The organism is Saccharothrix deserti (genome assembly GCF_009769385.1).
GTDB lineage: Bacteria > Actinomycetota > Actinomycetes > Mycobacteriales > Pseudonocardiaceae > Actinosynnema > Actinosynnema deserti.
Genome location: NZ_VKAB01000012.1, coordinates 131,391 through 157,720, shown reverse-complemented (window position 1 = coordinate 157,720; position 26,330 = coordinate 131,391). Strand labels below are relative to the sequence as shown.

The following is a 26,330-nucleotide window of genomic DNA, read 5'->3' as shown; positions in this document are numbered from 1 at the left end:
AAGTAGCGTTTCAACGCTCCAAGGCGCTGGTGACGCCCGATTCCTGCGGACCCAGGAACCTGGGGTCCGGCTTGGCCACCAGCCCGTCCCACATCGCCTTGCCCGCCGCGATCGTCTCCCGGAAGTGGCCGTAGGCGGTGGTCGTCGTGTGCAGCGACCACGTGTCGTGCCCCACACCGAACGCCTCGATGCCCGCCGAGCGGCACAGCGCCACCGCCCGGGGCAGGTGGAACTCCTGGGTCACCACGGTCGCCCGCTCGACGCCGAAGATCCGCTTGGCGCGCGTGCACGAGTCCCAGGTGTCCAGGCCCGCGTAGTCGGCCACCACGGCGTCCTCGGGGACGCCCCTGCCGATCAGGTAGGTGCGCATCGCGCTCGGCTCGTCGTAGTCGACGGTGCTGTTGTCGCCGCTGACCAGCAGCACCTCGACCTTGCCGCGCCGGTACAGGTCGGCGGCCACGTCCAGCCGTCCGGCGAGGAACGGCGTTGGCGTGCCCGCCCTGGTCAGGCCCGCGCCGAGGACCAGCGCCACCGGCGTGTCCGGCACGTCCGCCGCCACGTGCCGGTAGGCCGCGCTGCTGCTCTGCACCCACACCCACGGTGTGGCCGCGAGCACGGCCAGCAGCCCGAGCGCGATCAGCACCCGCTTCCAGCTCAACCGCCCGATGAAGTCACCCACGAACTACCCCCGAAGTTCAGTCGACCCGGCACCGGTGCCGGTCAGGATGGTCAGGTCGGGAAGGTCAGGAAGGTCAGTTGACGCAGCGCACCCCGTCCGCGGTGATGGGCGGCTCGGTCGTCGCGGTGTCCGACTGCTGCTGCCGCGCGCCGTCCAGGCCGACCAGCGGGCTGCCCGCGAGGTTCTGCGTGCCCGGACCGGAGTAGTCGCTGCCCACGAACACGCGGACGTGGCCGGCCGGGACGTTGTTGTCCTGTTCGACGTCGAGCCCACCCAGGGCCTGTGCGACGGCCTCGGCGCCCGCCTCGCCGCCCACGCCGTAGCGGACCACGGACGTGTCCATCGCCGTGGCGTTGTCGGTGCCGCCGTCGACGAACTTCTTGGCCACCAGCGCCTGGAGCACCCGGCCCGCGAGGCCCGGCGAGCCGGAGGCGTTGCGGACCTCGACGGTCACCGTCGCGTTGTCGATGGCGGGCGCGGTGGAGCTCGGCGCGTTCGGGTCGGCGTTGAGGTTCTTGAAGAACTGCTTCACCTCGCGCTCGTTGACCTCGACCGCCATGCCGTCCTCGGGCGTGTCCAGCTCCGGGTTGCCGGTCGGGATCGTCTCGAACTTGAGGTTGCCGCCGGTCAGGTCCTTCATCTGGGTGGCGAACTTCAGCACGTCCCAGTCCTTGTCCAGCACGATCGACTTGGTCAGCGCGTCGATCAGGGCCCTGAGCTTGCCGGGGTCGGACAGCGTGCCGGCGGACAGGATCTGCTTGGCCAGGCCCGCCATGAACACCTGCTGGCGCACGATGCGGTCGAGGTCGCCGCGCAGCAGCCCGTACCGCTGCCGGACGAACGCCAGCGCCTCGCGGCCCTGGATCTTCTGCTGCCCGGCGGCGAAGTTCGCGCCGGACATGTTGTCCCGGGTGGCCTGGTTGAGGCACACGTCCACGCCGCCGACGGCCTTGGTGATCTCGTAGAACCCGACCAGGTTGATCTCGGCGTAGTGGTCGATGGTGACGCCGGTCAGGTCCTCGATGGTGGTGATGAGGTTCTTGGCGGCGTCCTTGCGCGACTGGACCTCCAGCTGCGCCTGGTCGGTGACGCCGTTGCGCTTCAACTCTTCGATCGCGTCGTTCTTGCCGTACCCGTACGCCGAGTTGATCTTGTGTCGGCCGTAACCGCCCGCGATGTCCACGTAGGAGTCGCGGGGGAACGACACCGCGACGGCCTTGCCGCCGTCGTTCGGCACGTGCATCAGGATCAGCGTGTCGGTGTTCAGACCGCCGTCGTTCTCGTTGCCCGCGTGCAGTTCGTTGAGGATCTCCTGGGGCAGCGGGTTGCCCTTGGCGTCGGTGCGGCTGTCCATGCCGACCATCAGGATGTCGATCGAGCCGTCGGCGGGCTTCTCGCCGCCGCCTTCCTCGCTGATCACGTCGGTGGTCGTGATGTTGTTGAGCAGCGACTGGAAGTTCGCCCACGCGTAGCCGGTGCCCAGCAGGACGGTGACCGAGAAGAACGCGAGGATCGTCCGGCCGACCACGGAACCGCCGCTGGTCCGACGTGCGGGCGGACGTCCGCGTGGTGGGCCGGTGCGACCGGCGGGCGGACGTGGCCGCTGACCGGCGGTGGGGCGTTGACCGGTGGTGGGGCGTTGGCCGCCGGCCGGCCGTTGACCGGTGGCGGGACGGGGGCGTTCGGCGCCCGGCTTCGGCCGGTCGGCGGGCTCGCTGCCGGCCCTGGCGCGTTCAGCCGGCCTGGGAGCACCCGCCGCTCGCGAAGCGCCTGCGCGGCCCGGTTCGGCCGCCCTGGGAGTGCCCGCCCGGCCCGGTTCGGCCGGCTTGGGCGCACCTGCCCGGCCCTGGTCGCCCGGCCTGGGCCGTTCACCGGACCTGGGCGGGTTCACGCGGTCGGGAGCGGGGCGCTGCGGCCGTTCACCCGATGTGCGCCCACGTTCACCCGTTGGGTGCTCGGGTCCGCGGCGCGGCGGATCCAGTCGTTCCCGGGGCTCGGAACGCCGCGGCGGCTCCTGGCCGCGCGGCGGCACACCCGCGGCCCGCGGCGGTTGACCTGCGGAAGGACTCCGAGGGGGAACAGGTCGCCTGCGGAACCCATCGGGTTCGCCTGGCCTCGGCGGCCGGTTGTCCACTCCCACTCCTCCCAAGTACCCGGGTTCGCCCTAATGGACGCACGACGGGTCGTCCGGGTTGCCAACAGCGTGGCGCAGCGGTGTGCGCCAAGTCGTGATACCGGGTATCAACGGCACTGACCAGGTCGGTTACCCGATTGTGAGGTCGACCTCGTCACGTTCGTAGACTGCCACCGTGCTGACCATGCAGGATGCGCTGCTCGCGCTGACCAGGTACTGGACCGAACGGGGCTGCGTCGTCGTGCAGCCGTACAACACCGAGGTCGGCGCCGGTACGTTGAACCCGGCCACCGTGCTGCGGGTGCTGGGTCCCGAGCCGTGGCGTGTGTCCTACGTCGAGCCCAGCGTGCGGCCCGACGACGCGCGGTACGGCGAGAACCCGAACCGGCTGCAGACCCACACGCAGTTCCAGGTCATCCTCAAGCCCGACCCGGGCGACCCGCAGGAGCTGTACCTCGGGAGCCTCGAAGCGCTGGGCATCGACGTCCGGGCGCACGACGTGCGGTTCGTGGAGGACAACTGGGCCTCGCCCGCGCTGGGCGCCTGGGGACTGGGCTGGGAGGTGTGGCTGGACGGGCTGGAGATCACCCAGTTCACCTACTTCCAGCAGGCCGGCGGCATGACGCTGGACCCGGTGTCGGTGGAGATCACCTACGGCATCGAGCGGATCATGATGGCGCTGCAGGGCGTCGACCACTTCAAGGACATCGCCTACGCGCCCGGCATCTCCTACGGCGAGGCGTTCGGCCAGGCCGAGTACGAGATGAGCCGCTACTACCTGGACGACGCCGACGTCGAGGCCAACAAGCGGCTGTTCGAGGAGTACGCCGCCGAGGCGCGCCGGATGCTCGACGCCCGGCTGCCCGTGCCCGCGCACAACTACGTGCTGAAGTGCTCGCACGCGTTCAACGTGCTCGACGCCCGCGGTGCGATCAGCACCACCGAGCGGGCCCGCGCGTTCGGTCGGATGCGCGGTCTGGCCCGCGAGGTCGCCCAGCTGTGGGCGGCCCGCCGTGAGGAGCTGGGCCACCCGCTCGGCCTGGCCGAGGCGCCCGCCGCGGCTGCACTGCCGGAGGCGTTCGCCGAGGTCACCGAGTCGAGCACGCTGCTGTTCGAGATCGGCACCGAGGAACTGCCGCCCGCCGAGGTCACCCGGACCGTCGAGGCGGTCGGCAAGGCCGTGACGGACAGGCTGGGCGCGACCAGGCTGGCGCACGGCGCGGTCGAGGTGCACGGCACGCCGCGCCGCATCGTGGTGCTGGTGCCCGACGTCGCACCGCGCGAGCCGGACGCGGAGAAGACCGTGCGCGGTCCCCGCGTGTCCGCCGCGTTCGACGCCGACGGCAACCCGACCAAGGCCGCGCAGGGCTTCGCCCGCGGTCAGGGTGTGGACGTCGACGCGCTCGGCCGGGTCACCGAGAACGGTGTCGAGCACGTCGCCCTCGTGCGCACCGACCCCGGTCGCGGCGCCGTCGAAGTGCTCAGCGGGCTGCTCGGCGACGTGGTGTCCGAGCTGCGTTCCGAGAAGAACATGAAGTGGAACGACCCGAAGCTGTCGTTCACCCGCCCGATCCGCTGGCTGCTCGCCCTGCTGGGCACGACGCCGGTGCCGGTCGCGGTGTCCTCGCTGGCCGCCGAGCCGAAGACCCGCGTGCACCGCACCGCCGACGTCCCCGTGGTCGAGGTGTCCACTGCGGACGGTTACCTGGAGTTCCTGGCGGGGCACGGCATCGACGCCTCGGCGGAGCTGCGGCGGGCCGCGATCGTGGCCAGGGCGGAGGAGTTGGCCGCGTCCGTCGGCGGTGTGGTGGACTTCGACGGCGTGCTGGACGAGGTGACCAACCTGGTCGAACGGCCGACGCCGATCCTCGGTTCGTTCGAGGAGCGCTACCTGGAGCTGCCCGCGCAGATCCTCACCACGGTGATGCGCAAGCACCAGCGGTACCTGCCGGTGCGCGCCCAGGACGGCTCGCTGCTGCCGCACTTCGTGGCGGTCGCCAACGGCGAGGTGGACGCCGACCTGGTCCGCGCGGGCAACGAGGCCGTGCTGCGCGCCCGGTACGAGGATGCGGCGTTCTTCTGGCGTGCCGACCTGCGCACGCCGTTGGAGGACATGAAGGCCGGGCTGGAGAAGCTGACGTTCGCCGACAAGCTCGGCTCGATGGCCGACCGGGCGGGTCGGATCGCGACGCTCGCGGGGCGGTTGGCCGAGGTGGTCGGCGCGGCCGACGACACGTTGGTGCGGGCGGGTGCGCTGGCCAAGTTCGACCTCGGCTCGCAGATGGTGATCGAGCTGTCCAGCCTGGCCGGTGTGATGGCCCGCGAGTACGCCGAGCGGGCGGGGGAGACCCCGGAGGTCGCGCGGGCGCTGTACGAGATGGAGCTGCCGCGTTCGGCGGGTGACGCGCTGCCGTCGTCCACGCCCGGCGCGCTGCTGTCCCTGGCCGACCGGTTCGACCTGCTGGCCGGGCTGTTCGGCATCGGCGCCAACCCGACCGGCAGCTCCGACCCGTTCGGGCTGCGGCGGGCGGCGCTGGGCGCGGTGAGCGTGCTGCGGGCGTTCCCGGAGCTGAAGGACATCACGCTGACCAAGGCGTTGTCGCTGGCTGCCCAGGAGCTGGAGGTGTCGGCCGAGGCGCTCGACGTGGCCCGCGAGTTCACCGTGCGGCGGTACGAGCAGCAGCTGCTGGACGCCGGGCACGACCACCGGTTCGTCAACGCCGTGCTGCCGTTGGCCGAGGCGCCCGCGGTGGCCGACGCGACGTTGACCCAGTTGACCGCGTTGGCCGGTGACGCGGACTTCGCCGCGCTGGTGGCCGCGTTGCAGCGGGTGCGGCGGATCGTGCCCGCGGACACGGTGGGCGAGTACGACCCGCAGGCGCTCGTGGAGCCCGCCGAGGTGGCGTTGCACAAGGCGCTGGCCGACGTGCCCGCCGGTGTCACGGGTCTGGCCGCGTTCACCGCCGCCGCGATCGGGCTGACCGGGCCGGTGAACACGTTCTTCGACGAGGTGCTGGTGATGGCCGAGGACCCGGACGTGAGGCGGGCCCGGCTGGGGCTGCTGGCCGCGATCCGCGACCTGGCCGCGCCGGTGCTGGACTGGCAGGCGCTGGGCACCGCCCTCGGCTGACCGCTGACCTCCGCGTCGTGACGTGATCCCCGCCCTCCGGGTGAACCGGTGGGCGGGGATCGCCGTATACGGATATGTGTGGCGGTTGTCGCGGGGTTCTGCCGCGCGCGTGCCGGCTGCGTGACCAATCGCGTGCGGAGCGTGAGAAAAGGCTCTTCGGTAACGCGGCGACGTGCGAATTCGATGTTCCACGAAGGTCAACTGACCGGACGTCGCGGACATTTGGCCCTATCGGGTTGCTACGTCTTGACTAACCCGCTCCGAGGGGATGGAATTCCGCGACATTCTGTTTCCGCCGTAGTTGATGATGTGCCGTGCAAGGGGTTGGCGAATGCGAAGGCTACCCAGAGTCCTGTCCTGCGGTCTGCTCGTCCTGTTCATGGCTTCCTGCGGGACGTCGGTCGACCCGCTCGCGCCGACCACCGGCAACCGGGCGGCGAAACCGGTGGTCGGCGTGATCCTGCCGGACCGCGCCTCGTCGGACCGGTGGGACGAGCAGGACGCGCCGCTGCTCAAGCAGGCGTTGGGCTTCGCGGGCATCGAGGGCGTGATCGAGAACGCCGAGGGTGACGAGACGAAGTTCACCAGCATCGCCGACGACATGATCGCTCGTAATGTCAAAGTGCTGATGACGACACCGCTGAGCCCCGAAGTCGGCGCGGCGGTCGAGCGCAAGGCGAAGAACGCGGGCATCCCGGTCATCAACTACGACCGGATCAGCCTGGGCGGCCTGGCCGAGTACTACGTCTCGTTCGACAACATCAACGTCGGCGAATTGCAGGGCGAGGGTCTGTTGAAGTGCCTGGGCAACAAGCCGGCCGCGCAGATCATCGAACTCCAGGGCGCGCCGACGGACAACAACGCCACGTTGTTCTTCGACGGCCAGCGCCGCAAGCTCGGCCCGAAGTACGACGCGGGCGTGTTGAAGCTGGTCGACAGCAAGCCCATCGAGCAGTGGGACCCGCTGATCGGCAAGGCCACGTTCGAGCAGATGCTGGCGGCCAACCGCGGTGTGGTGGACGGCGTGGTCGCGGCCAACGACGGGCTGGCGGGCGCGGCGATCGAGGTGCTGAAGGCCAAGGGGTTGGCCGGGAAGGTGCCGGTGACCGGTCAGGACGCCACCCTGGACGGCCTGCGCGCGATCCTGCGCGGCGACCAGTGCATGACGGTCTACAAGCCGATCCGCGACGAGGCCGAGGCGGCGGCGCGGCTGGCCATCGCGGTGGCCCGCGGCGACCTGAGCGGTGCGGACGACCTGGCCACCGGCAACACCCGTGACCCGGTGGCGAAGCGGGACGTGAAGTCGGTGCTGCTGGGCGCGGACCTGATCACCCGGGACAACGTGCGGACGCTGGTGGCCGAGGGCGCGGTCAAGCCGGCGGACCTGTGCGCGGGCGACACCGCGGACGACTGCGCGCAACTGGGCATCCTGGTCAACTGATCCCGGTCGACCGGACGTCACCGGGCGTTGAGGCCGGGCCCGGCAGCACGTCGATGTCGGTGGGGCCCATCGGCTCGCCGCACTCCGAGCAGTGCAGCTCGACGTGCGCGATCCGGCCGCACGCGTGGTGCCGGTAGAGCACGGGCGGACCCGCCTCGCCCGCCGTCCAGCGGTCGCCCCAGCGCACCATCACCATCAGCAGGTTGACCAGTTCGGTGCCCTTCGGGGTGAGCGCGTACTCGTGGCGCGGCGGCTTGGCCGAGTACTCGCGCCGTTCCAGCACGTCCTGCTCAACCAGCCACTTCAGCCGTTCGGCGAGCACCTTGCGGGAGATGCCGAGGTCGTCCTGGAGCTGGTCGAAGCGGGCGATGCCCACGTAGACGTCCCGCAGGATCAGCGGTGACCACGGCTCGCCGATGACGTCCATGGTGCGCGCGATCGAGCAGGTCATGTCGCCGAACCGGGTCCGTTGCACGGCCCCAGTCTAGCCCTGAGGGTTCCTTTAGGGAACCTGTACCTGCTAGGGTCAGTTCCCTAAAGGAACTTGGAGGTGTGTCCCCATGACCCGCACCATGACCGAGACCGAACGGGACGAGTTCTTCGGCCTTCCGCACGTGGCCGTCCTCAGCGTCGCCGCCGACGACCGCCCGCCGCTGACCGTGCCCGTCTTCTACGCCTACCGGGACGGCCGGATCACGTTCTTCACCGGCACGCAGGGCCGCAAAGCCCGCAAGACCCGCCTGCTGGGCCGCACCGGGGCGTTCAGCCTGAACGTGCAGCAGCCGACCTACCCGTACAAGTACGCGACCGCCGAGTGCGTCGTGGAACGGGCGGACCGGGCGCCGTCGGCGGACGACGTGTACGCCGTGGTGAGCCGGTACCTGCCGGAGGAGGACGCCCGCGCGTTCGCCGAGGGCGAGACCGCCGACCCGTCGGGCACGTTCGTCCTGTTCACCGGCCGTCCGGTGCGGTGGCTGACCAACGACATCGGCGAGTCGGACGACTGACGTCCGCTAGCCCTCCTCGTCGTGCCGCCCGGAGATGAACTCCTGCACCCGGATCTTCACCCGGATGAGCGGCTGGCGGATGCGGGCCTCCCGGTGGTACGCGCGGCGCAGCTTGCGCGAGCCTTCGGTGTACCGCCAGCGGGCCCACGGTGAGCCGGGTCTGGCCAGCCGCACCGCGCCGATCTCCGGCAGCACCGGCACCAGCAGCCCGAGCAGCCCCGTCCACACCTTGCCCTTGAGGAGGGCCACTATCGCGAACCCCATGTTGACCAGGATGATCAGCACGCGCAGGGCCACGCCCTCGCCGTAGAACTCGTCGTAGCCCAACGGCCGGGCGCCGAGCAGCAGCAGGCCGGTCATCCCGATGGCGAGGAACACCGCGTCGACCGACAGTCGGCCGTCCTTGGTCCAGTACACGTCCCGCAGGTGCAGGATCAACGCGAACTCGTCGAGCACGAGTGCCGCGCCCACGCCGAGTAACGCGGCTGCGGCAACCCGTACCCCGTGCTCCTCGTCCGGCACGGCCAACCCGATCACGCCGCCGAGCAGCATGAAGACGGCGCCGAACACGACGTGGTGGATGTGCGTCCCGCCAGGGGTGATGTTGCCCGGCCACCAGCGCACCTTGGCCCTGATCAGGCGGACGCTGATCCGGATGAACACGAAGGTGACCACGAGGCCCAGGAAGAAGAACAACAACCGCGACTGGGGGAGGTCGAGCGAGTGCACGACCCCATCTTCACCCCACGGGGTTGCCTCGTGTTGACCACGCCCTGGACCTGGGGTGAGTCCTCGGCGACGCCTTCGGTGGCGGTGACGCCGAGCGGCATCGGTTCAGCCGCGGCAGACCGCCTGTGATCGGGGTCTCGCGGACCGTAGCGGTGCGACTCGCCGCATTCTTCCGCTCGACTGCCGGCGGGATCTCATGGTTGACTGTCTTCGGTCGTACCTTTCTGTGTTCGTGTTCCACCACGCTCGCGGAACGGAGTTGCGGGCGCCGAACTTTCCTCGCCAGGAGGGGCCGGGGCCCTAGCTGACCCGGTGGTCGCAAGCGCGATCCGGCACCTGTTAGAGGAGAAGTAGCAAGATGGCAGTTCAGGGCACCGTCAAGTGGTTCAACGCGGAGAAGGGCTTCGGCTTCATCTCCCCGGACAACGGTGGCGCCGACGTGTTCGTGCACTACTCGGAGATCCAGAGCAACGGCTACCGCACCCTGGAAGAGAACCAGCGGGTGGAGTTCGAGATCGGCCAGGGCCAGAAGGGCCCGCAGGCGCAGACGGTTCGACCGCTCTGACCTAATCCAGGTCACCACCAGGACCTGGATCTTTTCGGGCCGCCAACCCCTCCACCGGGGGTTGGCGGCCTGAATCGTCTCCTCAGGTGGTCAAGGCGGGTGCCGGACCGACCTGTTCGCCGTAGACGCGCTTGCCGACCAGCCGCGCGTCGTCGAATACGAAGAACGCCGTCGTCCGCACCCGGAACGCCCGCCCGGTGGGCTCCTCGCCGTGGAGACTGCCCAGGTGGGTGCCCTGCAGCTCCAGTTCCACGATCACCGCGTCGTCGGCGTGGTGCAGCTCCACCAGCCTGCTGCGCTGGTCGGGGAACGCCTCGCGGAGCCGGGCGTAGTACCCGGCGACCTCGGCGTGGCCGTCGAACACCTGCCCGGTCGCGATGATCTCGCAGTGCGGGTGGTCGAAGGTGCCGACAGCGGCGTCGAACTCGTGTTCGTTCTCCGACTCCAGGTGTTCCAGCACGATCGCCTCCCGCAGGGCCCGCAGTGCCTTGGACGCGGTCATGCGCGCGATTCCCTCCCGGTTCGTCGGTAGCTGACGACGAAACACGGGCGTGACCCACCAGTCAAGACGCATCGGGTGGTCGGCTTCTCGATCTTGTCGGTGTTCACCCGCGCGCGGTGGCCGCATCCGTCCGGTCGGAGTGGTGTGATTGGTGCCATTGCCGGTGTCGGTGACCGCCTACCGGACGCACTTAATCGCTTACCGTGCGGTTTGGCCGCTAAGGCGGTGGCGAACCGGTGGCGAACCAGCCGGGAACCCGCTGGGAACCCGCCACCGCCTTAGCGCGATCGGCTTATGGACGCATTTCGTATGCGCCGGACAGCTCAGCCACCTTGCTCCACACCCGTTCGAAGCGGCCTTGATCGACAACGGGCTTGCGGACCTGATCGAGCGCCCACCGCTGCTGCGCCTCGGTCGACGAAGCCTTGCCGTGCAGTGCGACGGCGTAGGCCGAGAAGTCGCGCACCAGGACGTCGAAGACCTGGTCGAGCACGTCGGCGTCCAAGTCGGTGATCTTCGCCTGCTCCAGCGCCAGCTGGCCGTAGACGACCAGCGTGAACAGGTGGCCGAGGTTGAGCAGGAAGTCGAGGTCCTCCTGCTGCTCGTCGTCCGGCGTGGCGGTGGTCAGCAGGGTGCGCAGCGCCCGTGCCTGCTCGTGGAAGCGGGCCACGTTGGGCACGTGCGCGTGGTCGCGGTAGGCGGTCTCCCAGTCGTGGAACCGGATCTTGCCGAGGCCGCGTGCCGGGCCCTGGTGCCAGAAGAACTGGTCGTCCGCCGGGTCGTGCCTGGTCGGGACCTCGGCGTACTCGGCCGGGTTGAACAGGTAGTTCGGCATGAACTTGAGCACGAGGGCCAGGTTGACGTGGACCGTGCCCTCCAGCTTGGGCAGGGCGCGGATGTCGCGGGCGGCCATGGAGAAGTAGGTGTCCTTCTCGAAGCCCTTGGCCGCGATCACGTCCCACAGCAGGTCGACGACCCGTTCACCCTCGCTGGTGACCTTCATCTTGGTGATGGGGTTGAACAGCAGGTAGCGGCGGTCGTCGGGGGACGCGCTGCGGAAGTAGTCGACCGCGCGGTCGGCGAACAGCTTCATGGCGGTGAGGCGGGCGTAGGCGTCCACGAAGCTCTGCCGGACGTGCGGGAAGTCGGTGACCCGCTTGCCGTACAGGATGCGGTTGTGGGCGTGCGTGATGGCCTCGTAGAACGCGTGCTCGTTGATGCCGATCGAGGCCGTGCACAGGTTGAACTTGCCGACGTTGACCGTGTTGAGGGCGGCGCTGAACGCGTCCGGGCCGGTGTGCAGGACGTCGTCCGCGGTGACCGGGTAGTCGTCCAGGCGGAACTCGCTGACGAACATCTGCGAGTCCACGATGTTCTTGACCAGCGTGAACTTCTCGTGCCGGGAGTCGACGGCGAAGAAGACGTACCCGTCCGGGCCCTCGACGTCCGCGCGGCGGCCGAAGACCGAGACCATGCCCGCGACGTTGCCGTTGCCGATGTAGTACTTGCCGCCGGTCGCGGTGAAGCCGCTGCCGGTGGGCGTGAGGACCATGTCCGTGGAGTAGACGTCCGCGCCGTGCTCCTTCTCGGACAGTCCGAACGCGAAGACCGCGCCGTCGTCCAGGAGTTCGGCGGCCTTCTTGCGGGCCACGGCGTTGTCGCTCATCCAGATCGGACCGAGGCCGAGCACGGTGACCTGCCAGGCGTACCAGTACTGGAGGCCGTAGAAGCCGAAGACCTCGCTCAACGCGGCGTTGCGGGCGGCGTCCCAGCGCTTGTCCGGGTTGCCGTCGGCCTCGGACGCCGGCGTGCAGAAGGTCGCGAACAGCTTCTCGCGCCGGACGAAGTCCAGGAACTCGTCGTACCAGACCTTGGCCTGGTCGTCCGCGATCAGGCGGCGCTTGCCGCGCTCCTCGAACCAGTCGATCGTCGCGCGCAGCAGGCGGCGGCTCTCGGCGTCCAGGTGAGCGGCGTCGTAGGTGTTCGGGTCGAACAGCACCGGGGTTCTCCCTTCCTCGCCGCCGCACGCTACCAGTCAGTAACTTATCCGGTCCCTCGGCTGTGGACGGAAATTGTCGGAGGCCGGGCGTAGCGTGCTGCACGTCACAAATCGGTACGTGTCACGAAACCAGGGAGGGACGCCATGCACCTGCTCGCGATCGGCACCCGCAAGGGCCTGTGGCTCGCGACCAGCGAGGACCGGCGGTCGTGGAGCCTGAGCGGACCGCACCACGCCATGTCCGAGGTCTACTCGATAGCGATAGACAACCGCCGGGAGCGGCCGAGGCTGTTGGTGGGCGCGAGCAGTTCCCACTTCGGCCCGACCGTCGTGACGAGCGACGACCTCGGCGCGACCTGGCAGGAGCCGGACCACGCGCCGATCGCGTTCCCGGAGGGCGCCTCGCTGGAGCGGGTGTGGCAGTTGGCGCTGACACCGGACCCGGAGGTCGTGTACGCGGGCACGCAGCCGTCGGCGCTGTTCCGCTCCGAGGACGGCGGCCGGACGTACTCCCTTGTGGACGGGCTGTGGAAGCACCCGCACCGCGAGCAGTGGGGCGAGGGGTTCGGCGGGCAGGCGATCCACACCGTGCTGCCCGACCCGGCCGACCCGCAGAAGCTGATCGTGGCCATGTCCACCGGCGGTGTGTACCGGACGTTCGACGGCGGGGCGTCGTGGGAGGCGAGCAACACCGGTATCAAGGCGTACTTCCTGCCCGACCCGTACCCGGAGTTCGGCCAGTGCGTGCACAAGGTGAGCCGGCACCCGTCCGTGCCCGAGCGGCTGTTCCTGCAGAACCACCACGGCGTGTACCGGTCCGACGACGCGGGGAAGACGTGGACGTCGATCGCCGACGGCCTGCCCTCCGATTTCGGCTTCGCCATGGTCAACCACCCGCACAAGCCCGAGGTGATCTACAACTTCCCGCTGGCCGCCGACAGCGACCGCTTCCCGCCCGAGGGCAAGTGCGCGGTGTACCGGTCGCCGGACGGCGGGTCGTCGTGGGAGGCGCTGCGCAACGGCCTGCCGGACGGCTTCTGGACGGCTGTGATGCGTGACGCGATGTGCACCGACGCGGCGAGCCCGGCGGGCGTCTACTTCGGATCACGGTCGGGTGAGGTGTACGGCAGCGCGGACGAGGGCGACAGCTGGCAGCGGATCGCCGAGCACCTGCCCGATGTGGTGTGCGTTCGGGCAGCGGAGGTGTGAGTTGCGAGTGCTCGTGCTGATCCCCGGCCCGCTCCGCCAGACCACCGGCAACCAGGCCAAGCTGGAGGTCGACCTACCGGAGTCCGCCACCCTGGGCGCCCTGCTCGACCACCTGGCCGCGCGGTTCCCGCTGCTGGACCGGAGGCTGCGCGACGAGCAGTCCGGCCTGCGCCGTTACGTGAACTTCTACGTGGACGGCGAGGAGTGCCGGCGGCTGTCCGGTTCCGACACCGAACTCACCCCGAACACGGAGGTCCAGATCCTGCCGTCGGTCGCAGGCGGCTGACGACTACTTCGCGATCGCCTGGTACAGCGGCCGCAGTTCGTCGGTCACCGAACGCCCGTCCACGACGAGCGGTTCGAGCTGGTCGAGCAGTGCGTCCGGGCGCCTGCTCACCGGCTCGGGGACGTCCGGCACGACCTCGGCGACCTTCGGGCGTGCCCAGAACGACTCGAACGAGTCCTCCGGTGGCGCGGTCGCTTCCGGGCGCGGCTCCTCGGCGGGGACGGGCGCGCGCAGGTCGCGGAGCCGGTCCAGCAGGTCCTCGCGGGACCGTCCCCGCCAGGCCAGGATCTCGAACGGGTCGGTGTCGAACGACTCGGCGAGCAGGTAGCAGGTGGCGGCGAGGTGCTTGCACGGCACCTCCCAGTCCGGGCACGTGCAGTCCATGGACAGCTCGCGCATCGTGCTCGGGAACAGGGTGAGGCCGAGGTCGGCGAACACGTCCTCGATCTCCGGCGGCATCTCGCCGGCCAGCAGCTTGGCCGCGAAGATCGCCCGGTCCGCCAGTGCGTGCTCGATGCGCCGCCAGTCGTCGTCGCTGAACTTCCGCACCCCGATCCGCGCCCGGTACGGCTCCGGGCGCGTCCCCGTCACCAGCGCCACGACCAGGCTGGTCGACAGCGACAGGCTCATCACCTGACCGGTGCGCGCGTAGGCGCGGCCCCGGCTCAGACGAGCTTCCATGCCGAACGACTCCAGCACCTCCAGGAACCGGCGCGACCACCACGTCTGCGCGATGTCACCCCGCTTGCTGCGCAACGTCAGACCGCCCTCGACCCGGATCGGGCGTGACGGCGGGCGCGACCCGTGCCAGTCAGCCACCGACGGCCTCCCCGGACAGGGCGAACAGCTCGCGCAGCTCGCCGGTCGACAACTCGGTCAGCCAGTCCTCGCCCGCGCCGACCACCAGCTGCGCCAACCCGCGCTTCTCCTCGATCATCCGGTCGATCCGCTCCTCCAACGTGCCGACGCAGACGAACTTGCGCACCTGCACGTGGTTGCGCTGCCCGATGCGGAACGCCCGGTCGGTCGCCTGGTCCTCCACCGCCGGGTTCCACCAGCGGTCCAGGTGGATGACGTGGTTCGCGGCGGTCAGGTTCAGCCCGGTGCCGCCCGCCTTCAGCGACAACACGAAGATCGACGGGCCGTCCTTGCCCTGGAACCGCCGCACCATCTCGTCCCGCGCCCGCTTGGGCGTGCCGCCGTGCAGGTACAGCACCTCGGTGTCGAACCGGGCGGCCAGGTGCGGCACGACCAGGGAGCCGAAGGCGGTGAACTGGGTGAAGCACAACGCCTTGTCACCGTCCGCGAGCGCTTCCTCGAGGATTTCCTCCAGTCGGGTGAGCTTGCCCGACCGGCCGGCGATCCGTGAGCCGTCACCGAGCAGCTGCGCCGGGTGGTTGCAGACCTGCTTGAGGCGCGACATCGTGGCCAGCACCAGGCCCTTGCGCTTGACGCCCTGCGCCTCGGCGATCCGCGCGAGCATGTCGTCCACCACCGCCTGGTAGAGCGTGGCCTGCTCGGCGGTCAACGTGCACAGCTGCTTGACCTCGATCTTGTCCGGCAGGTCGGTGATGACCTGTGGGTCGGTCTTGAGCCGGCGCAGCACGAACGGGCCGGTGATCCGGCGCAGGCGCACGGCGGCGTCCTCGTCGTGGTGCCGTTCGATCGGCACGCCGAAGCGGGCGCGGAACGTGTTGATCGTGCCCAGCACGCCGGGGTTGGCGAAGTCCATGATCGACCACAGCTCGGCCAGCCGGTTCTCCACCGGTGTGCCGGTCAACGCGACCCGGTGGCGCGCCGGCAACGCCCGCACCACTTTCGACTGCCGGGTCGAGCTGTTCTTGATGTTCTGCGCCTCGTCCAGCACGACCCGGTCCCACGAGACGTCGGCGAGCTTCCCGGCATCCCGCGCGACGACCGCGTAGGTGGTGATCACCATGTCGCAATTGACGTCGAGCGCCCGGTCCGCGCCGTGGTAGACGCGTACCTCCAAGCCCGGCGTGAACCGCGCGGCCTCCCGCTGCCAGTTGCCGACCACCGACATCGGGCACACCAGCAGGGTCGGCAGCCGCTTGCCGTGCCGGCGGTTGTGGGCCTCCAGCGCCAACAGCTGGACAGTCTTGCCAAGCCCCATGTCGTCCGCCAGACAGGCACCGAGCCCCAGCCGATCGAGGAACGCCAGCCAGGCCAGACCGCGCTCCTGGTAGGGCCGCAGCTTCGCGACCAACCCCGGCGGCTGCTCGACCGCTTCCAGGTGGTGCTCCACCTCGCCGGACAGCAGGTCGCCCAGCCAGCCGGTGGCGCCGACCCCGTTGAGCGGCAGCGGCAGTTCGGCGTCGTCGGGGTGCAGGCCGGAGTGCAGCAGGACCTGCGCGGCCGTCATCTGCCCGCCACCGCGCTTGAGGAACGCGAGGCCGGCGGCGAGTCGTTTCGGGTCGACGTGCACCCATTGGCCGCGCACCCGGACCAACGGCACCTTCGCCTCGGCCAGCGACAGCAACTCGGACTCGGTCAGGCGTTCGTCACCGATCGCCAGTTCCCACCGGTAGTCCACCAGCACCTTCAGCCCGAGTTCGCTCTCCTTCGCCACCTCGCCCGCCGTGCCGCTGCTGGTGGCCGTGAGCCGCAACCCGAGCCGGTGGGGCTGACGCCACCACGAGGGCAGCATCACGCCGAACCCGGCCTCCGCCAACAACGCCGCGTGCTTGAGGAAGTCGTAGGCGCCCTCGACGTCGACTTCCAACTCCACGGGCCGTTTGGCCGAGAGCGCCCGATCCAACGCCGGGTAGAGCCGACCGGCCCGCCCCAGATCCCCGAGCAGCACGTCCTCGGGCCGACCGACCCACCTCCGGAGCACCGCGTCGTGCTTGTGCCACAACTGTTCCGCGGTCACCACCACACTGGGCTCGTCGACGGCCTGGAGCAGGAACTCGACCCGCCACCCGTCCTTCGACGGGCCACCGTGATCCGGCGAGCTGAGCCGGAAACAGGTCCGGACAGGACTCTCCTGCAACCCGCCGGCCCGCCACGCCGCCAACTTCGACCGCAGCGCCCCAGCTTCCCCGGCCACCAGGGGCTCACCCACCAGCGCGGCCAACCACCGGCCGACAACCCCATCGCCGCCAACGACCGTGCCCGCGAGCCGCCCCCTCACATCACGGTCGACCGCGCGGTCCAACACCTCCTGAACCAGATCACCCGGCCCATCACCACCCCGGAACGACGGCGGCATGCTCGCCCGAAGAGCCGCGAAGCGCACGGAATCCAGCCCGGACAGCGCAGTCCGCCACCGGGCACACCCGTCACCGTCGATCGACGGCAGAACCCGCCCCCGCCGAACCAGTTCCCGCCCGAACTCGAGGACATCGGCCAAGAACTTCCCAGAAGCCCCAAACCGACTGTCAGCCGGTGCACCGGCCAGCGCCCCATCAGTCCACACAACGGGAACCAGCCACTCCCGCCACCGAACAGCCCCCCGCCGAGCTCCCACGGACTCCCGAACCAACTCAGGCGACTCAACCGGCCCACTCGCATACGACGGCAGCCGAACCGACAACGCCCCAACCTCACCGCCCCCGAGCAGCGAAGCCAACTCGTCCCCGGAAACCGCGAACGGATGCCCAACCGCCACCCGCGGCAACCGCCCAGCGACCCGAGCAGGCAAGCGCGAATCCTCAGCCCACAACGCCACCCGCCCACCAGTCACGCCCAGGGCGTGCAGCACCAACACGGACAGCACTATGCGCCCAACACCCCCGCAACCCCCAACCGGGGCCAGGCCGGGCCGGAGCCAGGCGGAGCTGGCTACGCCCAACCAGGGCTACGCCCAACCGGGACCAGGTCGGAGCGGGGGCCAGGCCGGACCGGGGGCTAGGCCGGACCGGGGCCGTGCCGCAGCCGGGTGGTGCCGAGCCGGACCGGACCGGACCACACACCCCGCCCCACCCGGATGTTGCTTGGTCACTGGTGTTGGCGAGACCTCTTCCGAGCCAGGGCTGTCACACCCACGCCGGCCAGACCGACCTGGAGGGCCAGTTCGATCCAGTCGATGCCCGATGTGTCGGCCACCCCGATGGCCGACGCCGCGAACGTGCCCACCAGGGCCGCCGCGACACCCACCAGGAGCGTCATCAGCATCGAGATCTTCTGCCTGCCCGGCACGACCAACCGCCCCAGGCCACCGATGAGCACGCCGATGACCAGCGCCGAGATGAGCCCGGTGATCTCCACGAGAGGTCCTTTCCTCGCCCTACGCGTCCACCACGAGCATCACTCCACGCCCTCCTCTCCCGAATCGGGTTTGCCCCTGACCCGTCCCTGATCCCGACCCTGAACCCGGAACACCCGCGCACCCTGGTCGGACAGCGCCCGCCCCGGCACGTCCGGATCGCAACCGACCTTGGCCAGGCGTGACCTGATCGAGGTGGGGGAGCGCTCGAGGCGTTTGGCGATCGAGCGGATCAGGTCGACGGCCGGGGTGTCCTGGTCCGCCGCCAGCCAGTCGGCGCGCAGGGCGTCGTCCAGGTCCTGGGCCCACGGCTGGTTGGCGTTGGCCGGACGGTCCCTGGGCGAGGCCGACGGCGGTGTGCTGAGCCTGGCCAAGGCCTCCAGGACCTGCGCCAGCAACTTGCCGATCTTCGCGCCGGCGTCCGCGGGCAGGCGGAGCGTGCCTTCGGCCACCAGGGCACCCGCACCGTCGACGCCGGCCAGGTTCACCGACAGTTCCGGGTCGGCGGTGGCCACCAACTGGTAGGTCGTGGCGCCGATCCGGACCGAGTTCTCATACGTAGTTGTCGTCATGGTGATGACGCTAGCGGAGGGGTCCGACAATTCCGGATCGACACCGGACCCGGATCGACACCGACACCGGGGTCAACGACAGAGCGGGCAACTCGGCGCAGTCGACACACTCGGCGCAGCCTGCACGCCCGGCGCAGCCTGCACGCCCGGCACGCTCGGCTCGGCGCCCGTCAGGTACGGCTTCAGGTGGTCGGCAATGGCCCTGGCCAGCGACGGCGGCACCGCGTTGCCGATCTGCCTGGCCACCTCGATCTTCGACCCGCACCACTCGAACGAGTCCGGGAACGACTGCAACCGCGCGGCCTCCAGGTGCGTGATCGGGCGGTCGACCCGGTGCCCGTCCTCGCCCGGCTCCCACTGCGGGTGCAGGTAGCGGCCCTTCTCCGGCTTGTAGAACTCGGTGCGGATGGTCAACGACGGCTCGTCCCACCGCATCCGGCCCATCACATCGGTCGTCCCGGTCTTCTTCTCCCGCCAACACCGCGGCAACAGCTCCGCCGGCAGGTCGAACCGACCACCACCCGGCGGGATGTGCCGGTACCGCTCCAGCGACAACGGCGTGGGGTTGCGGCCGATGTGCAGGTCCTCGCTCTTGAACGGCCCCGGCAGTTCCCGCTCGAAGAACTCCACCACGGAGTCCGGCAGGGCCGTCGTCACCGGCCGCTCCGGCAGGCCGCGCAACACGTCGCCCACGGTGTGCCAGCGCTCACGCGCGTGCGTCGGCGCGGGCAACGGGATGCGCCCGATCCGCGAGCCGATCACGATCGCGCGCCGACGCCGTTGCGGCACACCGAAATCCGCTGCCAACAGCACACCCGAGGTCAGCTCGTAGCCCTCGGTCTCGGCCTGGAGCAACGCGAACTCGGTCGACGCCAGGAACCGGTCGACGTTCTCGATCACGAACACCGACGGCTTGGCCTGTCGAACGAACCGCAGGTACTCGCGCCACAGCGAGTTGCGCGGGTCTTTGACGTCCTTCGAGCCGAGGTTCGAGAACCCCTGGCACGGCGGACCGCCCACGATCACGTCGACCTCGGGGATCGCGCTGTCCGGCACGGCCGCGATGTCGGACCAGTGGATGTGGTCCTCACCGAAGTTCGCCGCGTACGTCGCCGCCGCGTGCAGGTCCCACTCGACCGCCATGACCGGCCGATAACCGCCCGACGCGGCGAAGCCGGAGGTCATGCCGCCACAGCCGGCGAACAGGTCGATCATGGACAGCACGGGCTCAGGCTAGCCGACCACGCCGCTCCAACACCGCGGCCCGGACCCGACCCGCCGCGACGGCCGGGTCCTCGTGCTCCCACACCCGCACCGCGAGCCACCCCGCGTCCGCCAGCACCTGGTCGGTGTTGGCGTCACGGGCCTGGTTCGTCTCGATCTTGGTACGCCAGAACTCGCCGTTGCGCTTGGGCCACGTGCCGTGTTCCGGGCAGCCGTGCCAGAAGCAGCCGTCCACGAACACCGCCACCTTCGCGGGCCCGAACACCACGTCCGCCTCACGCCGGACCGCGCGCACCGGCCGCTGGTGCACCCGGTAGCGCAGCCCGAGCCGGTGCAGTTCCCGCCGCAACGCCACCTCGATCTCCGTGTCACGAGAGCGCTGCTTGCTCATCCGGGCGCGGACGTCGTCCGTCGTCTCCAGGTTCGGCACCCGGCCATGATGGCTCACGCCGGGTGCAGCACCTCCCGCAGCCTCCGCGCCGCGCGGTCGAGTTGGGCCCGCGACGGCAGCACGGCCGCGCCGACGTGGGTGAACTCGGTGATCCCCAGATCGGCGAAGAAGAACGGCGGCATCGCGTGCACCAGCAAGCCCTCCGACCGCTGCGGACCGCCGCGCGGGTTGAGGATCAGCCGCTCCACCCACGCGTCACCCACGCGTCGACCTTACGTTGAACAGCCTGCGCACATCCATCGCGGTAGTCATGACGCAGAGAGTACGGACGACCACCGACAGTTCCAGAAACCGCAGGTCAGGTGATCGACAGGTTCGCCCGGTCGGCCGCCGAACGCCCCGCGTCCCACCCCGCCGCACTGCGCACCGGCGTGGACTTGGAGACGGTCCGCGTGAACATCGCGCCGAAGTACTCCTCCACCGCCTTCTTCCGCTCCGCCAACACCGGCAGCAGCCGGTCGAGCCGGTCGTCGTCGTCGGGCACCTCGTTCGCCGTCCGCAGCCGTTCCCCGATCCGGTGCGCGTAGGACAACAAGAACGACTTCCGGAACGCCGCCGACCGCGCCTCGTCGCCCTTGCGCGCCTTCTCACCCGCCGCGATCATCGCGCGCGTCGCCTGGACCAGCAGCGATGCCGACAGCAGCTCCACGATCTCCAGATCGAGCTCTTCACCGACCAGCGCCACGAACCCCAGGTCGTACACCACGGCCCGGCAGCGGTTCGCCTCCGCGACCACGTGCACGACGTGCGCCTTGCCGTCGAAGTACTTCTTGTCCAGCCACAACCGCCGCGACGTCGTCGTCGCCTCAAGAGGCATCCGTTCCAACGCGTGCCGCGTCACCAGCTCCTGCGCCTTGGTCGACAGCGCCTCGGCCTCCTCGGGGAACGCGGTCGACTCGGCCTTGGCCAGCAGCCCGCGCACCCGGTTGAGGATCTTCGGGTCGACGTGGTGGTGGTCGATCGCGGACAGCGGCGTGCCCGGCTTCGGCACGATCACCGGCAGGGCCGGCAACGTGACGAGCACCGACAACACCGCCACCGCGGCGGCCACCGCGTCCTCACGCAACTCGATGTGCCTGCCCGCCCACTGGTCGACGTGCGGCTGGGTGACGTCCCACCAGATCGTCGCCCCGATCTCCTCCAACTGCTCCTGCCAGCGCGGATGCAACGCGGAGTACCGGGAAGCCTCCAACGCCAGCGAGTCGACCAGGAACGACAGCGCGCGCTCGTCCTCATCGCGGCGCACCATCTCGTACACGTCGTAAGGCAGCCAGCCGTGCTCCCAAAGGTGCTCGAAGGCACGCCTCAGCACCGCCTGAACCGCGTCGTCCACTTCGGCCGGTGGGAGGGAGGAGGTGCGCGGCAGCTTGCCCCGGCGATTCGCCGCGGCCTGCCACAACGCCTCGCGCAGGGAGCTCACGACTGCCGATTGTCCCCTTTCGGGTGTGGTGTCTCCGCAGCCGGTGCCGTTGCGGCCCCGCGCGCGCCCGAACGTGCCAGCCTCGCGCGGTGAGCCGGAAGACGCAGCCCTCGAAGCGGCGCCCGATCGTGGTCATGCACCGTCCACAAGGGACCCCGCTGACCACGGTGCAACGACAGGTCGTCCACCGCTGCCGCACCCTGCCGCACCTCCTGGACCCGCTGGAGGCCGAGCTGACGGTGAGCAGCGCGGTCGCCGACGTCCGGCCGGACGAGGAGTTCTGGGCGGGCCTGATCGAGTACGCGGTCTCCCTGCCCAGCCGTCGCAACCACGCCCTGCTCCGCGTCCTGGCCGCCGTCCTGACCGGCCGTCCCCGCGAATGGGCCGCGAACGCCGTGCCCCCGGCTCGCCCAGCCCTGTCCGTAGGCGGCGCCTGGATCTGCGACCGTTCGATCGACGCCGGCTACCTGGCCCTGATCTGCGCCTACACGTTCGCCGCCGACGAGCACGCCATGGTGTTCCTGATCGACGAACTGGCCGGCGGCGTGATCCGCACCGCCTTCGTCACCCGGAACGTCGACACAGCCCGCCGCCGCCTGTCCGAACAAGGCCCCTTGACCCCGATCGGGGCGGAGGCGGCGCATTGGCTGCTGGCCAAGTCCTACAACCGCCTGGACCGCAACGCCGCGCTGGACGTGCACGACGACGTGAGGCGAACCCGGCTGCTGGCGGGCAGGCGGATCGCGCTCGCGTTCGGGTGAGTGCGAATTCGTCGCCGCGATATGCGGATTCGAGCGGTCGATGTCACCTATCCGGTTGGTCCGAATGCCCGGGAAATTCGCTCGACAGGGCAATACCTTGTCACTGTCCGCATACCGTACGGTCGTGTTGTTGGTCGAATTGACACGCCACGGGGGTAGCGGATGTCGCGATCAGGAGCGGAGCGGGATAGAGGGGCCGTCGCAGACAACACCCTGTCCGGGTCGATCTCCGGTGGTGCCGTGCAGGCTGCGGTGGTCTACGGGGGCATCGCGTTCCACAATGCACCGTCCACTCCGCCGCCGGTGCCGCGTCAATTGTTGGGCGCGCCAGTGCATTTCACCGATCGCACGGCGGAATTGCGTGAGCTGAACGAGGCGCTGGCCGAGAACCGGCGCGACGGAACGCGCATGTTCGCCGTGCTGAGCGGTCCCGGAGGGGTGGGGAAAACGGCGCTCGCGTTGCACTGGGCGCACACCGCGTGCGACCTGTTCGCCGACGGTCAGCTCTACGTCGACCTGGCCGGGTTCAGCGGATCGAGTCCGGTGCCGCCGGAGGAGGCCCTCGGCCTGTTCCTGCGCAGTCTGGGAGTGCCGGCCCGCGAGGTGCCGGTCCAGATCGCCGAACAGGCCGCCCTCTACCGCTCGATGACCGCGGACAAGAAACTGCTCGTTCTGCTGGACAACGCCTACTCCGCCGCGCAGGTGCGGCCACTCGCGCCGAACTCGCCGTCCAGCGCGGTCCTGGTGACCAGTCGCAACCGGTTGACCGGCCTGGTCGCCGAGGGCGCCCGGCTGGTGGAGGTCGGCCCACTCGGCAAGTTGTCGGCGGTGCGGCTGCTGGCCAAGGTGGTGGGGAACAAGCGGGTCACCGACGATCCCGAGCGGGCCGAGGCGCTGGTCGGCATGTGCGGCGGCCTGCCGATCGCCGTCCGGGTGGCCGCCGCGCGGCTCGCCAGTCGCCCCAAGTGGTCGGTGCAGAAGGTGCTCACCGAGTTGACCGACGAGCGCAGCCGGCTGTCGATGCTGTCGGCGCCGGAACTGTCCGTGCAGACGACCTTCGACCTGTCCTACCGCGCGCTTCAACCGACCGCGGCGGCGCTCTACCGCCGGCTCGCACTGCACCCCGGCCGGGAATTCGGCGCTTCGGTGGCAACGTCGGTGCTGGAGAAGGACGACTCGCACACGTTGCTGGAGGAACTGGTCGACGGAAGCCTGGTCGAGTCCGTCGGGGAGAGCAGGTACCGGTTCCACGACCTGTTGCGGCTGCACGCCCGGAGCAAGGCCAACTCCGAGGACGGCGCGGACGAGAGGGCGCGCGCCGTGCGACGGATGGTGGAGTGGTACCTGAGGGGCGCGATGGCGGCCGATGTCGTCGTCACGCCGCACCGCCGCAGGCTGAACTACGAGTTCCTGGCGCCACCCGAGGACGTGCCGGAGTTCGCGGACCGCGAGTCGGCGTTGGTGTGGCTGGAGGAGGAACGGCAGAACCTGATCATGTGCGGTCGGGTTGCCGAGGAACGCGGCTGGTGGGAGCTGGCCTGGCACCTCTCCGACACCCTCTGGCCGCTGCTCTTGCACCACAAGCACTACCGTGATCGCTTGGAGATCGACCGGCGCGGCGTCGAGGCCGCGCGCAGGTGGGGGCACCGGTTCGCCGAGGCGGTCATGCTCAGGCGGTTGGGCATGGTGTGCACGACGGTCCGCAGGTTCGACGAGGCCGAGAAGCACTTGAAGGCTTCGGCCGCGATCGCCGAGAAGATCGGTGACCGGCGGGAGGCCGCAGACGCGGGGGAGGCCTTGGCGCTGCTGCACATGGCCCGTGGCCGGTTCAGCGAAGCGGCCGGGCTGTTCGAGCGGCTGGCGCAGGTCAACCGGGAGTTGAGGGCCGAACGGAGCCTCGGCCTCACGCTGATCAACCTCGGTCGGGCGTTGACCTGGCTCGACCGGACCGACGAGGCGCTGGAGGCGTTGCGGGAGGCGACGGCCCTGTTCCGCGAACTGGATCCGCCGGATCCGTACAACCAGGCGCGGGTCGTGGTGGCTCAGGCGGCGGCGTACCTGCGTGCTGACGACCTGCCGTCGGCCGGCAGGACGGCGCGCAGCGCGCTGGAGGCGTTGAGCGGGCTCGGCTCCAAGCAGGCGATGGCCGAGTCGCACCAACTGCTCGCCGAGATCGCCGAACGGCAGGGGAACGCCGAGCAGGCCGCAGAGCACTGGGAACAGGCTCTGCGGCTCTACACCGACATCGGATCCTCAAAGGCCGACGACATCGCTCGACGACTACGCGGGGCGGACGGAGACCCTGAGCCACCCGCATCCGACAGCTGACCGATGTGCCCGGTGAACCGCGCACCACACGGGCAACCCACGCGGTTGCAGCGCGCTCAGGTCGAGCCGCGCCACATGCCACGCGTAGAGCGACTGGACCGCCGATCGCACGACCGCCTCGACATCGAGACAGCGCGCCTCGACGGCCACGGGCGTCAGTTCGACGACGTGACCGAGTTCGGTCCGCACCACCATGCGGTCCGCCGACACCGCGACGGCCAACGCGGCGAACGGGTTGTCCCGCAGCAGCACCGCGGTAGACGCGACGCCGTCCACATCGGACACATCGGACACGTCGCGCACGACGACATCGGCCAGGCCGTCGGACCTGGTCGTCCACCGCACCACCGGCTCGGTCATCGCAGGTCCCCCGGCACCGGAACAGGCGGCACGGCGCGGTGCCGTCCCGGCTCGGGGAGGTCGAGCAGCTCGTACATGATCCGGCGCAACTCCGCCGACGCCCGGCCGGGCTGGGACGTCAGGCGCTCCCGCACGGCCTCGCCCACGTCCGCGGCGTGCGCTGCCGCCTCCTCGAACTGCCGGCGCACGGGCGTTCCCGGCTGGAACCTGGGCGCGGTGCGGCGCAAGACCTCTTGCGCCGACCCGGCGGACGTCGCGACCCGCACCGGTGCGTCGACCAGCACCACCGGCCGCCCGATGGCCGCCGCGTACACGCCGGCCGAGCCGTGGTCGGCCACCACGTGGTCGGCGGCGATCAGCGCCGCCCGCCAGTCCACGTGCGGCCCGACCACCACCAGACCCGCGTCCCGACACTCCGCGAGCCAGGCGTCCACCTGCCGCCGGCCGTGGCCGAACCACGCTCCCGGGTGTACCAGCGCCACGACGCGGAACCCCTGTGGCGTCAGCTCTTCGAGCAGCTGCGGCAGCAGGTCCTCGAACCGGGCGAACAGCGAATCCAGTCCCCACGTCGAGCTGACCACCACGACCGGCTGTCCGGGCTCCGCACCCAGCGTGGCCCGGTACGCGTCGCGGTGCGGCAGGCTCGCCACCAACCGGTCGTAGCTCGGGTCACCCGCCACGACGGCCACGTCGAGGGCTTCCGGGCACTGTCGGCGCAACACCTCCCGTTCATCTTCGTGCGCGAGCACCAGCGCGCTGGCCAGCACACGGCCGTTGTGCAGCAGCCGTTGCGCGTCCAACCCGTAGACCACCGGCTCCCCACCGGTGGTGAACGACTTGCCGTAGCCCGCGCCGTGCGGCATCACCACCAGCGGCGCGTGCAACTCGTGCAGCCCGCCGTAGGCCGCCGCGACGGCCAGGTCGAACGACTCCCGGGTCACCAGTTCCCACGGCAGCACGAGCCCACCGGTCGACCGCAGGAACTCGGCGACCCCATTGCTGAAGACGTCGGGCGCCTGGGTGAAGACGACCTGCACCCTCGCATCTGTTTCGATCAGCTCCACGGCCTCCAACAAGCGTTGGCCTGCGGTGACCGTGTGCACCACGGCGAGCACCGATCGGCACCCGGCGCGGCTGACCCACTGCGGCGCGTCGAGCCCGATCGGCACCCGCGGCCACTCTGGACGTGTCATGCACTCCCCCTCGCGCTCCAACCCTGGGAGAAGAGTGACGGCCCCGTTTGCCGAGAACTTGCAGTCCGCTTGCACCTGCCGATTGCCGTCCGACTATGTGCTCAATTCGGAC

The 26,330-nt window shown here is 70.1% G+C and carries 24 protein-coding genes; 8 read left to right on the top strand and 16 right to left on the bottom strand.

Annotated elements, in window-relative coordinates; genetic code table 11:
* Nucleotides 1-10 precede the first annotated feature (10 nt).
* Both FM051_RS22345 and FM051_RS22340 read right to left on the bottom strand, forming a co-directional pair.
* On the bottom strand, nt 11-679 hold the full coding sequence (locus FM051_RS22345; RefSeq protein ID WP_158846440.1) for a SanA/YdcF family protein: 669 nt from the start codon (nt 677-679) through the stop codon (nt 11-13).
* A 73-nt stretch (nt 680-752) separates the two neighbouring features.
* Nucleotides 753-2,207 (bottom strand): LCP family protein, encoded by a 1,455-nt coding sequence (locus FM051_RS22340; protein WP_238412568.1) that lies wholly within the window; start codon nt 2,205-2,207, stop codon nt 753-755.
* Between the two features lie 790 nt (nt 2,208-2,997).
* Here FM051_RS22340 and FM051_RS22335 point away from each other — a divergent pair.
* Nucleotides 2,998-5,943 (top strand): glycine--tRNA ligase, encoded by a 2,946-nt coding sequence (locus FM051_RS22335; RefSeq protein WP_158846852.1) that lies wholly within the window; start codon nt 2,998-3,000, stop codon nt 5,941-5,943.
* A gap of 331 nt (nt 5,944-6,274) precedes the next feature.
* Entirely contained in the window at nt 6,275-7,384 is a 1,110-nt protein-coding gene (locus FM051_RS22330) for a sugar ABC transporter substrate-binding protein (protein WP_158846438.1), read from the top strand.
* On the opposite strand, the gene FM051_RS22325 is transcribed toward FM051_RS22330, so the two are convergent.
* Nucleotides 7,377-7,859, bottom strand: a complete 483-nt coding sequence (locus FM051_RS22325; protein ID WP_158846436.1) for a winged helix-turn-helix transcriptional regulator — start codon at nt 7,857-7,859, stop codon at nt 7,377-7,379. The genes FM051_RS22330 and FM051_RS22325 overlap by 8 nt on opposite strands.
* A gap of 85 nt (nt 7,860-7,944) precedes the next feature.
* Here FM051_RS22325 and FM051_RS22320 point away from each other — a divergent pair, with 85 nt between their 5' ends.
* Nucleotides 7,945-8,391, top strand: a complete 447-nt coding sequence (locus tag FM051_RS22320) for a pyridoxamine 5'-phosphate oxidase family protein (protein ID WP_158846434.1) — start codon at nt 7,945-7,947, stop codon at nt 8,389-8,391.
* Between the two features lie 6 nt (nt 8,392-8,397).
* Here FM051_RS22320 and FM051_RS22315 read toward each other — a convergent pair whose 3' ends face one another.
* On the bottom strand, nt 8,398-9,120 hold the full coding sequence (locus FM051_RS22315) for a hypothetical protein (protein ID WP_158846432.1): 723 nt from the start codon (nt 9,118-9,120) through the stop codon (nt 8,398-8,400).
* 358 nt (nt 9,121-9,478) lie between these two features.
* Here FM051_RS22315 and cspE point away from each other — a divergent pair, with 358 nt between their 5' ends.
* Complete coding sequence (cspE, locus tag FM051_RS22310) at nt 9,479-9,685, top strand: transcription antiterminator/RNA stability regulator CspE (protein WP_053717138.1); 207 nt, start codon at nt 9,479-9,481, stop codon at nt 9,683-9,685.
* 82 nt (nt 9,686-9,767) lie between these two features.
* Here cspE and FM051_RS22305 read toward each other — a convergent pair whose 3' ends face one another.
* Together FM051_RS22305 and FM051_RS22300 are read right to left on the bottom strand one after the other, a co-directional pair.
* Nucleotides 9,768-10,187 carry an ester cyclase gene (locus tag FM051_RS22305; RefSeq protein WP_158846431.1) on the bottom strand — a complete coding sequence of 140 codons (420 nt, stop codon included), beginning with the start codon at nt 10,185-10,187 and terminating at the stop codon, nt 9,768-9,770.
* Between the two features lie 292 nt (nt 10,188-10,479).
* Nucleotides 10,480-12,186 carry an acyl-CoA dehydrogenase family protein gene (locus FM051_RS22300; protein WP_158846429.1) on the bottom strand — a complete coding sequence of 569 codons (1,707 nt, stop codon included), beginning with the start codon at nt 12,184-12,186 and terminating at the stop codon, nt 10,480-10,482.
* A 144-nt stretch (nt 12,187-12,330) separates the two neighbouring features.
* Here FM051_RS22300 and FM051_RS22295 point away from each other — a divergent pair, with 144 nt between their 5' ends.
* Together FM051_RS22295 and FM051_RS22290 are read left to right on the top strand one after the other, a co-directional pair.
* Nucleotides 12,331-13,395: a WD40/YVTN/BNR-like repeat-containing protein gene (locus FM051_RS22295; protein ID WP_158846427.1), complete on the top strand. Its 1,065-nt coding sequence runs from the start codon at nt 12,331-12,333 to the stop codon at nt 13,393-13,395.
* Nucleotides 13,396-13,402: 7 nt separating this feature from the next.
* Complete coding sequence (locus FM051_RS22290) at nt 13,403-13,681, top strand: MoaD/ThiS family protein (protein ID WP_238412567.1); 279 nt, start codon at nt 13,403-13,405, stop codon at nt 13,679-13,681.
* Between the two features lie 3 nt (nt 13,682-13,684).
* On the opposite strand, the gene FM051_RS22285 is transcribed toward FM051_RS22290, so the two are convergent.
* The 8 genes from FM051_RS22285 to FM051_RS22250 form a co-directional block, all read right to left on the bottom strand.
* Nucleotides 13,685-14,500, bottom strand: coding sequence for an SWIM zinc finger family protein (locus FM051_RS22285; RefSeq protein ID WP_158846423.1), 816 nt, complete (start codon nt 14,498-14,500; stop codon nt 13,685-13,687).
* The gene (locus FM051_RS22280; RefSeq protein WP_420803615.1) at nt 14,493-17,054 is read right to left on the bottom strand and encodes a DEAD/DEAH box helicase; all 2,562 of its coding nucleotides are present in this window, start codon (nt 17,052-17,054) and stop codon (nt 14,493-14,495) included. Before FM051_RS22280 ends, FM051_RS22285 begins: the two co-directional genes overlap by 8 nt.
* 587 nt (nt 17,055-17,641) lie before the next feature.
* Entirely contained in the window at nt 17,642-17,911 is a 270-nt protein-coding gene (locus FM051_RS22275; protein ID WP_158846419.1) for a GlsB/YeaQ/YmgE family stress response membrane protein, read from the bottom strand.
* 39 nt (nt 17,912-17,950) lie between these two features.
* Nucleotides 17,951-18,481 (bottom strand): hypothetical protein, encoded by a 531-nt coding sequence (locus FM051_RS22270; protein ID WP_158846417.1) that lies wholly within the window; start codon nt 18,479-18,481, stop codon nt 17,951-17,953.
* A 72-nt stretch (nt 18,482-18,553) separates the two neighbouring features.
* The gene (locus tag FM051_RS22265; protein WP_158846850.1) at nt 18,554-19,696 is read right to left on the bottom strand and encodes a DNA cytosine methyltransferase; all 1,143 of its coding nucleotides are present in this window, start codon (nt 19,694-19,696) and stop codon (nt 18,554-18,556) included.
* A 13-nt stretch (nt 19,697-19,709) separates the two neighbouring features.
* Nucleotides 19,710-20,096, bottom strand: a complete 387-nt coding sequence (locus FM051_RS22260; protein WP_158846848.1) for a very short patch repair endonuclease — start codon at nt 20,094-20,096, stop codon at nt 19,710-19,712.
* Nucleotides 20,097-20,149: 53 nt separating this feature from the next.
* Nucleotides 20,150-20,359 carry a hypothetical protein gene (locus FM051_RS22255; RefSeq protein ID WP_158846415.1) on the bottom strand — a complete coding sequence of 70 codons (210 nt, stop codon included), beginning with the start codon at nt 20,357-20,359 and terminating at the stop codon, nt 20,150-20,152.
* A 95-nt stretch (nt 20,360-20,454) separates the two neighbouring features.
* Nucleotides 20,455-21,576 (bottom strand): DUF2786 domain-containing protein, encoded by a 1,122-nt coding sequence (locus tag FM051_RS22250; protein WP_158846413.1) that lies wholly within the window; start codon nt 21,574-21,576, stop codon nt 20,455-20,457.
* Nucleotides 21,577-21,665: 89 nt separating this feature from the next.
* Between FM051_RS22250 and FM051_RS22245 the strand changes: the two genes are divergently transcribed.
* On the top strand, nt 21,666-22,337 hold the full coding sequence (locus FM051_RS22245; protein WP_202918967.1) for a hypothetical protein: 672 nt from the start codon (nt 21,666-21,668) through the stop codon (nt 22,335-22,337).
* A gap of 330 nt (nt 22,338-22,667) precedes the next feature.
* Complete coding sequence (locus FM051_RS22240) at nt 22,668-24,665, top strand: tetratricopeptide repeat protein (RefSeq protein ID WP_158846409.1); 1,998 nt, start codon at nt 22,668-22,670, stop codon at nt 24,663-24,665.
* Here FM051_RS22240 and FM051_RS22235 read toward each other — a convergent pair.
* Both FM051_RS22235 and FM051_RS22230 read right to left on the bottom strand, forming a co-directional pair.
* On the bottom strand, nt 24,618-25,025 hold the full coding sequence (locus tag FM051_RS22235) for a hypothetical protein (RefSeq protein ID WP_158846407.1): 408 nt from the start codon (nt 25,023-25,025) through the stop codon (nt 24,618-24,620). The two genes, FM051_RS22240 and FM051_RS22235, sit on opposite strands and share 48 nt — an antisense overlap.
* Entirely contained in the window at nt 25,022-26,218 is a 1,197-nt protein-coding gene (locus tag FM051_RS22230; RefSeq protein ID WP_158846405.1) for a hypothetical protein, read from the bottom strand. The genes FM051_RS22235 and FM051_RS22230 overlap by 4 nt, the downstream gene beginning before the upstream one ends.
* Between the last annotated feature and the right edge of the window lie 112 nt (nt 26,219-26,330).

Coding starts and splice junctions, on each gene's coding strand:
- FM051_RS22335 (WP_158846852.1), top strand. CDS start 2,998: ATGCAGGATGCGCTGCTCGCGCTGACCAGGTACTGGACCGAACGGGGC.
- FM051_RS22330 (WP_158846438.1), top strand. CDS start 6,275: ATGCGAAGGCTACCCAGAGTCCTGTCCTGCGGTCTGCTCGTCCTGTTC.
- FM051_RS22320 (WP_158846434.1), top strand. CDS start 7,945: ATGACCCGCACCATGACCGAGACCGAACGGGACGAGTTCTTCGGCCTT.
- cspE (WP_053717138.1), top strand. CDS start 9,479: ATGGCAGTTCAGGGCACCGTCAAGTGGTTCAACGCGGAGAAGGGCTTC.
- FM051_RS22305 (WP_158846431.1), bottom strand. CDS start 10,187: ATGACCGCGTCCAAGGCACTGCGGGCCCTGCGGGAGGCGATCGTGCTG.
- FM051_RS22295 (WP_158846427.1), top strand. CDS start 12,331: ATGCACCTGCTCGCGATCGGCACCCGCAAGGGCCTGTGGCTCGCGACC.
- FM051_RS22270 (WP_158846417.1), bottom strand. CDS start 18,481: ATGACGACAACTACGTATGAGAACTCGGTCCGGATCGGCGCCACGACC.
- FM051_RS22265 (WP_158846850.1), bottom strand. CDS start 19,696: ATGATCGACCTGTTCGCCGGCTGTGGCGGCATGACCTCCGGCTTCGCC.
- FM051_RS22260 (WP_158846848.1), bottom strand. CDS start 20,096: ATGAGCAAGCAGCGCTCTCGTGACACGGAGATCGAGGTGGCGTTGCGG.
- FM051_RS22235 (WP_158846407.1), bottom strand. CDS start 25,025: ATGACCGAGCCGGTGGTGCGGTGGACGACCAGGTCCGACGGCCTGGCC.
- FM051_RS22230 (WP_158846405.1), bottom strand. CDS start 26,218: ATGACACGTCCAGAGTGGCCGCGGGTGCCGATCGGGCTCGACGCGCCG.